This is a genomic window from Natrinema sp. CBA1119 (assembly GCF_002572525.1).
Lineage (GTDB): Archaea > Halobacteriota > Halobacteria > Halobacteriales > Natrialbaceae > Natrinema.
In genome coordinates this window covers 2,136,572-2,149,639 of sequence record NZ_PDBS01000001.1, presented here as the reverse complement: position 1 = coordinate 2,149,639, position 13,068 = coordinate 2,136,572, and the positions used below count along the sequence as shown (strand labels likewise).

10 protein-coding genes are annotated in these 13,068 nt (G+C 64.4%); 6 read left to right on the top strand and 4 right to left on the bottom strand.

Annotation, left to right across the window (positions count from 1 at the left end; all coding sequences use genetic code 11):
* Positions 1–82: 82 nt before the first annotated feature.
* The 3 genes from CP556_RS10505 to CP556_RS10495 all read left to right on the top strand — a co-directional run bounded on the left by CP556_RS10505 (position 83) and on the right by CP556_RS10495 (position 4,234).
* Positions 83–739: a DUF8102 family protein gene (locus CP556_RS10505; protein WP_098725572.1), complete on the top strand. Its 657-nt coding sequence runs from the start codon at positions 83–85 to the stop codon at positions 737–739.
* A 254-nt stretch (positions 740–993) separates the two neighbouring features.
* Positions 994–3,672, top strand: coding sequence for a valine--tRNA ligase (locus CP556_RS10500; protein WP_098725571.1), 2,679 nt, complete (start codon positions 994–996; stop codon positions 3,670–3,672).
* A 208-nt stretch (positions 3,673–3,880) separates the two neighbouring features.
* Positions 3,881–4,234, top strand: a complete 354-nt coding sequence (locus tag CP556_RS10495; protein WP_098725570.1) for a DUF7344 domain-containing protein — start codon at positions 3,881–3,883, stop codon at positions 4,232–4,234.
* Between the two features lie 15 nt (positions 4,235–4,249).
* On the opposite strand, the gene CP556_RS10490 is transcribed toward CP556_RS10495, so the two are convergent.
* Positions 4,250–4,963 (bottom strand): DUF1405 domain-containing protein, encoded by a 714-nt coding sequence (locus CP556_RS10490; RefSeq protein WP_098725569.1) that lies wholly within the window; start codon positions 4,961–4,963, stop codon positions 4,250–4,252.
* Between the two features lie 99 nt (positions 4,964–5,062).
* On the opposite strand from CP556_RS10490, the gene CP556_RS10485 reads away from it, so the two are divergent.
* Both CP556_RS10485 and pdxS read left to right on the top strand, forming a co-directional pair.
* Positions 5,063–5,824: an acetoacetate decarboxylase family protein gene (locus CP556_RS10485; protein ID WP_098725568.1), complete on the top strand. Its 762-nt coding sequence runs from the start codon at positions 5,063–5,065 to the stop codon at positions 5,822–5,824.
* Between the two features lie 120 nt (positions 5,825–5,944).
* Positions 5,945–6,853, top strand: a complete 909-nt coding sequence (gene pdxS / locus CP556_RS10480; RefSeq protein ID WP_098725567.1) for a pyridoxal 5'-phosphate synthase lyase subunit PdxS — start codon at positions 5,945–5,947, stop codon at positions 6,851–6,853.
* A gap of 88 nt (positions 6,854–6,941) precedes the next feature.
* On the opposite strand, the gene CP556_RS10475 is transcribed toward pdxS, so the two are convergent.
* The 3 genes from CP556_RS10475 to CP556_RS10465 are packed head-to-tail and all read right to left on the bottom strand — an operon-like array spanning position 6,942 to position 11,423.
* Positions 6,942–7,274: a hypothetical protein gene (locus tag CP556_RS10475; RefSeq protein WP_098725566.1), complete on the bottom strand. Its 333-nt coding sequence runs from the start codon at positions 7,272–7,274 to the stop codon at positions 6,942–6,944.
* Entirely contained in the window at positions 7,275–8,162 is an 888-nt protein-coding gene (locus CP556_RS10470; RefSeq protein WP_098725565.1) for a homoserine kinase, read from the bottom strand.
* A gap of 54 nt (positions 8,163–8,216) precedes the next feature.
* A complete protein-coding gene (locus CP556_RS10465; protein ID WP_098725564.1) occupies positions 8,217–11,423 on the bottom strand; it encodes a methyl-accepting chemotaxis protein in 3,207 nt (1,068 codons plus the stop codon).
* Between the two features lie 290 nt (positions 11,424–11,713).
* On the opposite strand from CP556_RS10465, the gene CP556_RS10460 reads away from it, so the two are divergent.
* On the top strand, positions 11,714–13,060 hold the full coding sequence (locus CP556_RS10460) for an ABC transporter substrate-binding protein (protein ID WP_098725563.1): 1,347 nt from the start codon (positions 11,714–11,716) through the stop codon (positions 13,058–13,060).
* The last annotated feature ends 8 nt before the right edge of the window (positions 13,061–13,068 follow it).

Genomic DNA, 13,068 nt, shown 5'->3' with positions numbered 1-13,068 from the left:
ACGAGTTCATTATCCCCTCGTCGGACCGGGAGAGTGATAGCAGTTCGGATAGAAGTCGATTGTGTATAATCGGATATCGATTATGAATACGGACACTGACCGCGAACGTGGCGTCCTCAGCCCCGCCGATCGGGCCTACCTGCTCGGTGAGCGGGAGATGAACCACGAGCAGTCGAAACGCAACGCCGAGGCCCGAATCAGACGACGGATTCACGCTGCAACGCTCGATTTCGACCTGCTCTTGCACACGCTCCCCGAAAAAGACCGCAAACAGGTCTTCGAACGGACGACGACCGACGAAGCGTTTCTCGACGGACTTCGGGCGATGCTCGCGTTCGTCTATCTCGGCACCGTCAAGTACGGCGTCGATTTCGAAGCGATCCTCGAGCCCGCTGTCAGGAGCTCGGAGGAGTATCTCGCGGCGACCAACCGCGAGGAAACCGTCTCGGTCGACGTAACCTTCGACGTCGAGACGACGGTCGAGTCCTCGCTCGGAGATCTCACCGAACGGCTGGCTGCCCAGGAGCCGGTCACTCCGAGAGAACTGTTCTCGATCGTCATGCAGGGCGACTACGACGCGACTCGACACGATCGAATTACGGTCGTCCGGACGGCCGACGGCGATGGGGAACCGTCGCTCGAGCGACTGGCGGCGTATCTCGACGGCGAACTGCGGCACGTGACCGACTCGAGGGCCGTCATCGATCTCGAGGCCGTCGGAGATTCGGCCGATCACTGAACCGACGCGAAACACCTAACACCGTTCCCGGGAGTAGAGTCGATTATGGCTGCCACCGTCGCGGGCGACACATTCGATGGCCCGCGCGACACCGTTTTCGTAGGGGACCCATAGCCCCACATTCCCCACCCCGTTTCGACGGATGTATTGTCGGCGACCAGCATTCACCGAGCAACGACCGGTATCAGCATGGACGAGCACACCTTCACTATCGCGACGACGCACCGACGACGCCCTCCGCGGGCGGTGAGAGCATGAGCACGGACACGCCGGAGCGAGAGGTCGACGCCGAGACCGGCGAGCCGACCCTCGAGGGAGGCTACGATCCCGACACAGTCGAATCACGCTGGCAGCAGCGCTGGATCGACGCCGACGTCTACGCCTACGACGGCGACGAGAAGCAGGACCCGAACACCGTCTACTCGATCGACACGCCGCCGCCGACGGTCTCGGGCAGCCTGCACATGGGCCACCTCTACGGCTCCACGCTGCAGGACTTCGCCGCTCGATTCCAGCGGATGCACGACGGCGACGTGCTCTTTCCCTTCGGCTACGACGACAACGGAATCGCAAGCGAGCGCTTGACCGAGTCAGAACTGGATATCCGTCACCAAGACTACGAGCGCCGAGAGTTTCAGGAACTCTGCCGCGAGGTCTGTGCAGAGTACGAGGCCGAGTTCACGGAGAAGATGCAGGATCTCGGGACCTCGATCGACTGGAACAACACCTACAAGACGATCGAACCGCGCGTCCAGCGCATCTCGCAGCTGTCCTTCCTCGACCTCTACGAGAAGGGCCGCGAGTACCGCAAGAAGGCGCCCGCGATCTGGTGTCCGGAGTGCGAAACGGCCATCTCGCAGGTCGAGATGGAAGACGAGGAGCGCGCCTCGCACTTCAACGACATCGCGTTCGAGCTAGTCGGCGACGACGCGCCGCGCGAGGAGTTCGTCATCTCCACGACGCGACCGGAACTCATCCCGGCCTGCGTCTCCGTCTTCGTCCACCCCGACGACGAGGAGAATCGGGATCTCATCGGTGAGACCGCTCGCATTCCCCTGTTCGGCCACGAGGTGCCGATCATCGAGGACGAGCGCGTCGACATGGAGAAAGGCAGCGGCGTCGTCATGTGCTGTACCTTCGGCGACCAGAACGACATCGAGTGGTACCAGGCCCACGACCTGCCGCTCCGCGTGGCCATCGACGAATCCGCGACGATGACCGACCTCGCCGGTCCCTACGAGGGCATGTCCACCGAGGAGGCCCGCGAGGCCATCGTCGAGGACCTCGAGGACGAGGGGTCCCTGCGCGACCGCTGGGAGATCTCCCACGCGGTCCAGGTCCACGAGCGCTGTGACACCGCCGTCGAATACCGCGTCTCCAAGCAGTGGTACGTCGAAATCTTGGACCACAAAGAGGAGTACCTCGAGGCCGGCCGGGAGATGGACTGGTACCCCGAGAAGATGTTCACCCGCTACGAGCACTGGATCGAGGGCCTCGAGTGGGACTGGCTCATCTCGCGCCAGCGCGACTCGGGCATCCCGTTCCCGGTCTGGTACTGCGCGGACTGCGACCACGAGATCATGGCCGAGCGGACGGAACTGCCAGTCGACCCGCTGAGCGACGAGCCACCGGTCTCGGCCTGTCCCGAATGCGGCCACGAAGAGTTCGAGGCCGAGGAGGACGTCTTCGACACGTGGGCGACCTCCTCGCTGACGCCGCTGATCAACGCCGGCTGGGACTGGGACGCGGCGTCCGAGGAGTTCACGATGGACAACCCGGAGCTCTACCCGTTCGATCTGCGTCCGCAGGGCCACGACATCATTTCCTTCTGGCTGTTCCACACCGTCGTCAAGTGCTACGAGCACACCGGCGAGGTGCCCTTCGACGCGACGATGATCAACGGCCACGTCCTCGACGAGAACCGCGAGAAGATGTCCAAATCGCGGGGGAACGTCGTCGAACCCGACGAGGTGCTCTCGGAGTACCCAGTCGACGCCGTCCGGTTCTGGGCCGCCAGCGCCGCCGTCGGCGACGACTTCCCGTACCAGGAAAAGGACCTCACCGCGGGCGAGAAGCTGCTTCGAAAGCTCTGGAACGCCTCCAAACTCGTCGATACGCTCGCACCCGCCCATCCCGACGAGCCCGCCGACCTCGAGGCGATCGATCGCTGGCTCCTCGCGGAGCTCGACGACGCCGTCGCGGATCTGACCGCCCACCTCGAGGACTACGAGTTCGCGAAGGCCCGTGACCGCCTGCGGACGTTCTTCTGGAACACCTTCTGCGACGACTACCTCGAGATCGCCAAGACGCGCGAAGACAACCCGTCGACACAGTATGCGCTGCGGACCGCACATCGGACCTTCCTCGAGCTCTGGGCCCCGTTCTTGCCCCACGCGACGGAGGAGATCTGGCAGGCAGTCTACGGTGACGAGAGGAAGAATCTCGGCGAGAGCAGCATCCACACCCGCGACTGGCCCGACCCACAGGGGTACGAGGCCGACCTTGCGGCCGGCGAGACCGCCATGGAGGTCATCTCCGCGCTGCGACGCTACAAGAGCGAGCACCAGTTGCCGCTGAACGAGGACCTCGAGTCGGTGGCCGTCTACGGGGACATCGACGGCTTCGAAGACGCGATCCAGCACGTGATGCACGTCCAGGAGCTCGCGGTGCTCGAGGAACCGCCGGAGATCACGACCGAGGTCGCGGCGATCGATCTCGACTACTCGTCGGTCGGCCCGAAGTTCGGATCGAAGGTCGGCGAGATCGACGACGGGATCGAGAGCGGCGAGTACGAGATTGACGACGACGAGGGTGTGCTTCGAGTCGCCGGCGAGGAACTCGCGGACGACCTCTTCGAGGTCGAACTCGAGCGGACCTACTCGGGCGAGGGCGAGATGATTGAGACCGAGTCGGCGGTCCTCATCCTCGAGTAGGCCACACCTCTCACGTTGTGAGATCGTCTCGCGGCCGGATAACACCGGATTCATGGACAACCACGTCCCTAGATCAAATCTTATCCGACATTTGTTCTCTGTACAGAAGAGTTATGACGACTTCGGCCAATCAGTCGGCGTGCTCTGCTGAAGTCGATCGGAGCCGATGCGTCGTCCGCCGTCGCGTAAGCCGAGTACAGAGCACCGCATGAAGACAGACATCTCAGACGTCAACAGTTCCGGAAGCGACACCTCGCTCCACTCGAACACGGTATTCGAACTCCTGTGCGAGGACCACCGACGGTACGCGTTGTATTACCTGTCGCGGAAAGTCGGAGCCGTGAGCCTCGAGGAACTCGTCGATCGGATCGCCCACCGAGAGGGGAATCCGACCGGCGACCGCCTCGAGCAGATCGCCGTCGAGTTCCACCACAACCACCTTCGAAAGCTCGTCGACTCGAAGGTGCTACGGTACGATGCGGACGCGGGGACGATCGAGCGCCGAGCCGCAGCCCGCTCGCTCGATCCCTACCTCGAGCTCGCGTTCACGACCGATCTGTAGGGGCCGCGCCGCCTGCTACGGCCGACTCCGGGCGGCTTCGCACTTTTTGACCCGGATCGCGAGCGCGAGAAACAGCGCCAGGAGGACGAACGTGACTTCGCCGGCGGCGATCACGCCCAGCGCGTCGGCCTCGAGAAACATGGCCGCGTCGCGCTCGACGGGGATGATCGTATGGTGGGGCTCGCCGACAATGGGGACGAAGTAGTCGACGATGAGGTTGCTCCAGTACCAGACGGCGGCGACGGCGACGGCCCACACCGGAAAGTCGCTGATCCGGTAGAGGACGAAGGCCTGCACGACCATCGCGAGGTGACTCCAGAAGAGGAACTGGTACATCACCGGAGAGAGATACGCGTAGGAATCCGCGAACGCGAGCAGCGTGTAGGGCGTCCACAGCCCCAGCACGATATTGCCGAAGAAGGCCAGCGCGGTGAGCCACGGCTGTTCGCGACCCAGCTTCCAGCAGGCGATCGCCAGCGCGATGAACAGCGTCGCGAGCGGACTGTCCGGAACCCACGGCCACAGCACGGCTGCGGTCCCGGCGAACTGCCCCGAGTAGTACCAGAAGCCGAAGGCCGTCCCCGCGAGGTTGATCGCCACGACGAGCCACGCAAATTGCAATCCGAGGTCCTCGAGCGTGCGCGGAACGGGCGCAAGATACGCCGGAAGGGACATATCGTCGTCGCGCTCGCGATCCGACAATCGGCCGCTCGAGGTCGACGCAGTCATTGTCCGGCGCGACGGACGGAGTCCGCAAAACAGTAGCGGTCCTCGTCGCCGACGGCCGCGATCCGTACTACTACGACCGATCCCGTCGTACCGTCAGCCATGACTACCGGCGACGGACGGACGCGACGACGGCTTTCGACCGGCCACGTGATTGAACTCCCGCTCGAGCTATCGTTCGCGATGGGCGGCATGACGGTCCCTGCGCGTCGCAGTCGACTCGAGGCGGTTCTCCCGGAGGGACTTTCGTCGCTCGCGATGGCACCCGGCGTCGGCTGCGTCGCGCTCGTCGGGATCCAGTACCACCGGGTCGGTGGCGGAGATCGAGACGAGACGGGGCTCGAGCCCTACGACGAATTCGCCGTCATCATCCCAGCGGTCCACGGGAGCCGAGCGGACCTCCCCCTCGCACAGCTTGCGGACGGCGAAATCGGCGGCTACGTGCACTGGCTCCCGGTTACAACCGACCCCTCGGTCGCGCTCGGCCGCGAGTGCTGGGGGTATCCGAAGGAACGGGCCGACATCACGGTGACCGACGGCCCGGACGGGATTCGAGCCGTCGTCGACGGCGGCCGCTACGACGAGCGCGAGACCGTTCGACTCGAGGTCGCCCGACCCCGACGCAGTCCTCGAGCGCGCGACTGGACGATGGCCAGTTTCACGCGGAAAGACGGCGATCTCCTGCGGACGACGGCCCGGATCGAGGGCGAGGTGGCGATCGGGATCGGGCCGTCGGTCGGCACGCGCCTCGAGGTCGCGGGGGCGCTGGCGCGGGAACTCGGACTGTGGCGACGGCCGATCACCCGACTGTACGGCTCGGACGTCCGAGCGCGTCTGTTCGAGGGAGAACGGGTCCCCGAGTGACGCGCTCGACCGGGAGTCGTCCCGAACCGGTTGGACCGGCATCCGGCGATCGACTTCGGTCCAGCAGCCGATCCGGTCCCAACGAACACGCGTAAGTGCGGTGACTCCGAAGCGGGTAGTATGGCCGAGGAAACCGATCTCGAGGAACTTAGACGCGGCACCGATCTCGTCAAGCGCGGCTTCGCCCGGATGCAAAAGGGTGGCGTCATCATGGACGTCGTCGACCCCGAACAGGCCCGCATCGCCGAGGAGGCCGGCGCCGTCGCGGTGATGGCCCTGGAAGCAGTCCCCGCGGATATCCGCAAGCGCGGCGGCGTCGCGCGGATGGCGGATCCCGGTGACGTCGAGGAGATCGTCAACTCGGTCTCGATTCCCGTCATGGGGAAGGCCCGTATCGGCCACACGAAGGAGGCCCAGATCCTCGAGACCGTCGGCGTGGACATGATCGACGAGAGCGAGGTGCTCACCCCGGCGGACGACGCCTACCACATCGACAAGCGCGACTTTACCGCGCCGTTCGTCTGCGGCGCGCGCGACCTCGGCGAGGCACTGCGCCGGATCGACGAGGGCGCGGCGATGATCCGAACGAAAGGCGAGGCCGGCACCGGCGACGTCAATCAGGCCGTCCACCACCAGCGGACGATCAAGGGCGCGATCCGCAAACTCGAGGGCATGAGCCACGAGGAACGGGAAGCGTTCGCCCGCGAGATCGAAGCGCCGGCGGAGCTGGTCCACGAGACCGCCGAGATGGGGCGACTTCCGGTCGTCAACTTCGCGGCTGGCGGGATCGCGACCCCCGCGGACGCGGCGCTCATGATGCACCACGAGTGCGACGGTATCTTCGTGGGCAGCGGCATCTTCGGCGCGGAGAACCCGCCCGAGATGGCAGACGCGATCGTTCAGGCGACGAACAACTGGGACGAGCCCGAGACGCTCGCCGAGATCTCGAAGCACCTCGGCAAGGGGATGAAAGGGGATGCGAACGTCGATCTCCCCGAGGAAGAGAAAATGCAGGGCCGGGGCGTCTAACGAGCACAATGAGAGTCGAGTAGTGGATAACGGTCGTCTCTACGACTGACGCTCTATTTTACGGTGTGGTCGCGACTATCGGAACCGTCTACGCTCTATACGCGGGGTTCGTCACCGCCAGAAAAACGAGGTACGTCACCAGCGAACCGACCGGAAACGAGAGGACGATCGACGGGGCGACTCGAGCACCCACAACAACTCCTGCGAGCGCGACGACGAGCGTCACGCCCTGAACGACGGGACGCTCCCAGTATCGGCGGACGGCGTCGGGATCTCGAGCGGCGATTCCCTCGAACGCGAGCGTGGCAATGGCCCCGGCTACGAGGAACGGTACCGAAAACACCGCGTCGACCAGTAGGTGTGCGACGGCAGTCACGAAAAGAACGACGAGCGTCAGCATGGCGTCGGCTCGAGCACCCATCTACGAGTCGTCCCGGTACAGCGTCGCCCCCTCGCTGATCGCGGTCTGATAGGCCCGACTCTCGACGCCGGCCGCGTCGAAGGCGTCGACCATCGCCGACGCGATCGCCCGCTGATCCCGGCGGTGACAGACCGCCAGAATCCCGGGGCCGGCACCGCTGACCGTCACGCCGGTCGCGCCCGCCTCGAGGGCGGCCTCGCGAACGGCCTCATAGCCCGTGATGAGCTTGGTCCGTTCGGGCGTGACGATATCGTCGTTCATCCCTCGGCCGACGAGTTCGGGGTCGTCTCGCGTCATGCCGACGGTCAGCGTCGCCGCATTGCCGACCGTGGTGACGACCTCGTCCATGGTTGCCGACTCGGGGACGACGCCGCGCGCGTCTCGCGTCGAGACGGATATTTCGGGGAGACAGGCGACGACGGGGACGGACGCGTCGACCTGCGTGACGCCGTCGTCGGTGACGACGGTGAAGCCGCCGAGGAGAGAGGGCGCGACGTTGTCCGCGTGCGCCTCGCCGGAGACGACGGCTTCGCCCTTGGCGGCGACGCTGACGAGGTCCTCGCGGGTGCGACCGCGGTCGTAGAGGGCGTTGAGCGCGACGGCGGCGGCAGCCGCGCTCGCGGCCGACGAGCCTAACCCCGAGGAGGGGCGGACACCTTTGTCGATCCGAATGCGGGCCGGAGCGTCCAGGGCCTCGGCGACCGCACCGACGGTGTTCTTGGCCGGATCTTCAGGGATGTACTTGCTGCCGGCTCCGGTAACCGTAATCGTCGTCTCCGGGGCGCGTTCGACCCGAACGATGTCGGCGGGCGTTCCGAGAGCGAGGCCGAAGACGTCGAAGCCACTCCCGAGGTTCGCACTCGTCGCTGGTGCCCGCACGGTAAGCATGCCGATTCCTTCCGAGACGGCAGTCAAAAAGGTAGCGAACGAGACCGACGCCGATTACTCGTCGTCTTCGTCGCTCGCCGTGCCGAACGTGAACACGTCGTCGCTTTCGGTCGACTCGTCATCGTCGTCCGCGGTCTCGGCCGCGTCGTCGTCGGCCGGCGATCCGTCGGCAGTCGTCGATTCGTCTGGTTCGGTGTCACCGTCGTCCCCGGCGGTCGATCCCTGCTCGAGGTCGGTAGCCGAGTCGCCCGCCGGTTCGAATCCGGCGCTCGCGTCGACATCGTCATCTCCGGACTCTGCCGTCGTGTCGCGCTCGTCCTCGAGTGGCGTACTCGCGTCACTATCGGCCGCAAGGGGATCTGGGGCCTCCGTCTCCTCTGCGAGCGGATCGGCCGTCTCCGTGGCATCTGCAAGTGGATCCGCCGTCTCCTCCGCGAGCGGATCGGGCGAATCGGGCGAGCCATCGGTCGCGTCCGACGCGGCGATGTCGGTCGCACCGTCGTCACGCTCTCCGATCCCGAGGATCTCTTCCGCACCGATCTCGCCGGCATCGCCGTCGCGTTGCCCGTCCGCGGCTGACTCGTCGTCGGCCGCCTGCTCAGGCTCGGTACCCGCTGGCTCGACCGGGTCGTCGTCCGGATCGCTCTCGAGTGCGTCCGTGGCCAACTGGTCTCCATCGGTTGGCTCGGCGGCCGAATCGGTCGGATCGGCGTCTGAATCGGTCGGCTCGGACTCGAGCGTCTCGTCCGCGCCGTCGTCGAACGTGAGGAGGTCGTCCGAGTCGGGGTCGGGGTCGCTCGGATCGTCGGCCGTATCGAACGTGATCCCTCGGTTGTCGTCGTCCGGTTCGTCGGTCGCTTCGCTGTCGACCTCGAACGTCGAGTCGGTCGCCGCCAGCTCCGCGTCGGTCTCGACCATCGACTCGAGGTCCACGTCGTCGCGGTCGACCCCGGTGTCGAATCGGTCGAGCGCTTCGGAGAGCTGTGCGGCCTGCTGGGAGAGGTTCGAAGCGGACTGCGTGACCTCGGTCAGTGCGGTGGTCTGCTCTTCGGCGGCGGCGGCGACGTTTTCGGCTTCAGAGGTAGTCTCCTCCGAGATCGTCGCGGCGTCGTCGACCATCGCGACGACCTCCTGGGTCGAGGCGGCCTGCTCTTCGGTCGCCGCGGAAATCTCCTGGACCCCCACGTTGGTCTGCTGTGCGAGGTCTGCGATCTCCTCGAGCGCGTGAACGGCCTCCTCGACCTGTTCACTTGCGTCCTCGATGTCGTCGCTCGTGCCTTCGACCTCAACGGCGGACTGCTCGGTTCGCTCTCGAATCGCCTCGAGCCGATCTTCTGCCTCGTCGGCCGCCTCGGCGACGTCCTCGGAGAGCGCCTTGACCTCCTTTGCGACGACGGAGAACCCTTCGTCGTCGCTGCCGCCCGCGGATCGGGAGGCCTCGATGTTGGCGTTCAGCGCCAGCATGTTGGTCTGGCGTGCGATCTCCGAAATCGTGTTGATGAGTTCGTCGATCTGCTGGACTTCCTCCTCGAGTCGGCGGATTTCAGCGACGGCGCTGCCGGCTTCGCCCTCGATCTCGTCCATCGCGGTGATCGCCGCCTGTGCGGCTTCCTGTCCGTCTCGGCCGGTGTCGACGGTCCGTTCGGCGATGTCGGCCACTTCGTTCGAGGAGGCGGCGATCTCCTCGGTCGTCGTCGAGAGCCCGCTCATCTCCTGGTTGACCGACTGTAACGACTCGTTCTGACGATCCGCACCGTCCGAAATTTCCTGAATCGAGCCGGTGACCTGTTGGGACGCGGAGCGAACTTCCTCGCTCGAGGCGGTCACCTGCTCGGAGGCGGTCGCGACGTCGGTCGCGAACCGGTTGAGCTCGGCGACGGTCTGCTCGATCTCCTCGAGCATCTCGTTGAAGTCCGCGGCGATCTCGGCCATCGCCTCGTTCTCGCCGTCGGCCTCCATCCGGGCGGTCAGGTCGCCGTCTGCGGCTGCTTCCATCACGTCGCTGTATTCGGCGGCCTTCTCCTCGAGGTGACCGTTGATCTCCTGGACGCGCTCGCGTTCGCGTTCGGCCTCCTCGCGGGCGGCTTCGGCTTCTTCAATCTGCTCGCGCAACGCGACGCGCATCGAGTCGAAGCCGTCGTAGAGCCGGCCGATGTTGTCGATCCGCTTGGTCTCGAGGTCGACATCGAGATTACCCTCTTCCATCTGACCGGCCTTGTCGGTGAGTCGGTCGATCGAGACGGCGGTGTTCCGACCGAGGACCGCACCGACCATGCCGATCAGGAGGACGCCGAGGACCGTCGCAGAGAGACCGTACTGGTTGATCGAGGTGACGTACCCGAGCGCCTGGCTGGACGGTTCGTGGGTCACGACGACCCAGTCCGTCCCGAGCACGCGCGCGGAACTGGTGACATACTCGTTCTCGTCGAAGTCGTAGGCAGTAGTCTCGAGCGAGCCGAAGTCGAAGTCGGTGCCCGAGACCTGTCGCGTAGATGCGCCCTCGGTTCGCGCGTCGCTTAGAACGGCGCTGTCGCCGCCGTACGCGAGTCCGAGCGTTTCGTGGTTTTCACCGTACCCCTGATTGTCGAGCATAACCTCGTCGTCGCTATCGACGACCATCGTCGTGACGCCCTCGTCCTGTTGCAACTGGTTCGCGTACGCCTCGATGTTGGCCGTGTAGACGACCGAGCGGTTCTCGCGTTCAGCGGAGTGTTGCACGTAGGTGATGACGGCGGTCGTCTTGCCGAATTCTCCGGCGGCAGTGTAGGTGTCCGAGACCCACGGAACGCTTTCCGTCGCGCTCCCGTAGGCCTCGGTGGGAACGTTTTCGAACTGACTCACTGACGTGTCGCCGCTTCCGTCGGTACTCGCGTTCACCGAATCGCTGGTCGACGCGAGCACCGTGTCGTTGGCGGTATCGACGTAGGAAATCTCGAACGTGTCGGTATCGAGGTGTTCCTTCCAGTCGAGGAATCGATTTTCGATCGCCGCCGGATCGTCGCTGGCGACGACATCCGATCTGGTGATCGTTTCGATCGTATGTTCGTTCTGTTCGTTCCACATCTGCAGGCTCTGGGCCTCCTGACTGGCGGATGCCGCGTGATCAGTCTGGACACGATCTTCCACCTGGTTCGTGATCCCTGCGGTCGCACCGTATCCGATCAGGCCGACCGACAGCCCGAGAATGAGCAACGCGATCCCGAACTTGACCGCGTACCTGCGTCGGATAGCTTTCGGCACCAGCCGTCGAGCGAAATCCATGGATAGGACAGGCGTGAGTTCGTCAGTACATAAATTGTGATCCGCGGTTATCGGAGGTGATAATTGGTTCGAGGCGGGCAAACGTTCCCTCACCACTTCATTTCCGTAATGATCTCATGAATTCTGTAAATTACTGGCAGTATATTCAACGTGTTCCGCATAGGCCGTTGGTTCGGGTATTTTCCTCCGAAAGGAACTCACCGTTCGACAGGAAGGGTAAGTAGTATTGTAAATAGTAACTGATAGTCTTCGAAATTGTTAAGAAACAGAGGTCGAAACGACTGGTCAACATGGACGACTTTACCCGCAACGGTGGGTCGGCGGGGCCACCCACTACCCGACGCGGCGGTCTCGACCGCAGACGGGTGCTCAAAACGACGGCTGCCGGCGCAACGACGCTATCGTTTGCAGGGTGCCTCGGGACGGTAGGATCGATCACCGGTGGGAGCGGCAGTGAGGACCCCATCACGATCGGAACGCTGGCACCGAATCCGGATAGTAATTACATCGGTCGAGGAATGGCCCGCGGCGCGCAGGTCGCAGTTAACGAAATCAACGATGACGGAGGACTGCTCGGCCGCGATGTCGAACTGGCCGTCGGCGACACGAACTCGAGTCCGCTCGAGGCGCGCCGCCAGTATCAGCGGCTCATTCTTGAGGACGAAGCAGATTTCACTGTCGGTGTCTTCGATAGTCCGTCCCTCGAGACGGTCATCGAGGATATCGCCGAACAGCAGACGATCCACCTGACGAGTGGAGCGTCGACCCCTGCGGTCAGTCAGAAGGTCAACGAAAACTACGACCGGTACAAGTACCATTTCCGCGTCGGCCCGACCAACTCGTACGACCTCGGCAAAGACCTCGTCAACTTTCTGGACGACAACGCCGCAAACATCGGCTGGAATTCCATCGCTGTGCTGGTCGAAGATTACCCGTGGTCGCAGGGTCCCTGGGAGATCCTGCAGGACCGACTCGGCGGCGTCGGCGTCGAGGTTACGATGAAACGGCGCTATCCGCCGGCGTCTGACGACTTCTCGTCGCTCTACGACGAGGCCGAAGCGGCTGGCGCGGACGCGGCGTTTATCGGAACCGCACACACGGGGACGGACGCCCTACTCGACTGGGCGTATCCGAACCGTCCGGAGGTGCCGCCCGAGCCGCGACCGTTCGCGTTCGGCGGCATTCACGTTCCGATGCAGTTGCCCACCTACTACGAGCAGACCGACGGTCTCTGTCGCTACGGTGTCGCACAGATCAGTGCGACCGCAAATAGCGAGGCCGGCCCCCTGACACAGCAGTTCGTGAGTCGGTATCGGGACACGTACGACGCGACTCCCGTCTACACCGGGTACACGACGTACGAAGCGGTCAAGCTCTACAAGCACGTCATCGAACAGGCTGGAACGTTGGATACCGAGACGCTGATCGGAGCGCTCGAAGACGCCAGCTTCGGCGGCGCAACGGGGACGATCCAATTCTACGACAAGGATCACCAGTACGCCCACGACCTCGAGCCAACCGACGACGGTGCCATCTATATGCAGTGGCAGGAAAACGACGAGGGCGAAGGGGTGCAGGAGGTTATCTGGCCCGAGAACCACCAGACCGCGGAGTACCAGACGCCACACTGGCTATAGCGACTCGT

Excerpts from the sequence above, each read along its gene's own strand:
- CP556_RS10470 (WP_098725565.1), bottom strand. The coding sequence starts at position 8,162 with ATGCTTACCGTGCGGGCACCAGCGACGAGTGCGAACCTCGGGAGTGGC.
- CP556_RS10485 (WP_098725568.1), top strand. The coding sequence starts at position 5,063 with ATGACTACCGGCGACGGACGGACGCGACGACGGCTTTCGACCGGCCAC.
- CP556_RS10465 (WP_098725564.1), bottom strand. The coding sequence starts at position 11,423 with ATGGATTTCGCTCGACGGCTGGTGCCGAAAGCTATCCGACGCAGGTAC.
- CP556_RS10495 (WP_098725570.1), top strand. The coding sequence starts at position 3,881 with ATGAAGACAGACATCTCAGACGTCAACAGTTCCGGAAGCGACACCTCG.
- CP556_RS10475 (WP_098725566.1), bottom strand. The coding sequence starts at position 7,274 with ATGGGTGCTCGAGCCGACGCCATGCTGACGCTCGTCGTTCTTTTCGTG.
- CP556_RS10505 (WP_098725572.1), top strand. The coding sequence starts at position 83 with ATGAATACGGACACTGACCGCGAACGTGGCGTCCTCAGCCCCGCCGAT.
- CP556_RS10500 (WP_098725571.1), top strand. The coding sequence starts at position 994 with ATGAGCACGGACACGCCGGAGCGAGAGGTCGACGCCGAGACCGGCGAG.
- CP556_RS10490 (WP_098725569.1), bottom strand. The coding sequence starts at position 4,963 with ATGACTGCGTCGACCTCGAGCGGCCGATTGTCGGATCGCGAGCGCGAC.
- CP556_RS10460 (WP_098725563.1), top strand. The coding sequence starts at position 11,714 with ATGGACGACTTTACCCGCAACGGTGGGTCGGCGGGGCCACCCACTACC.
- pdxS (WP_098725567.1), top strand. The coding sequence starts at position 5,945 with ATGGCCGAGGAAACCGATCTCGAGGAACTTAGACGCGGCACCGATCTC.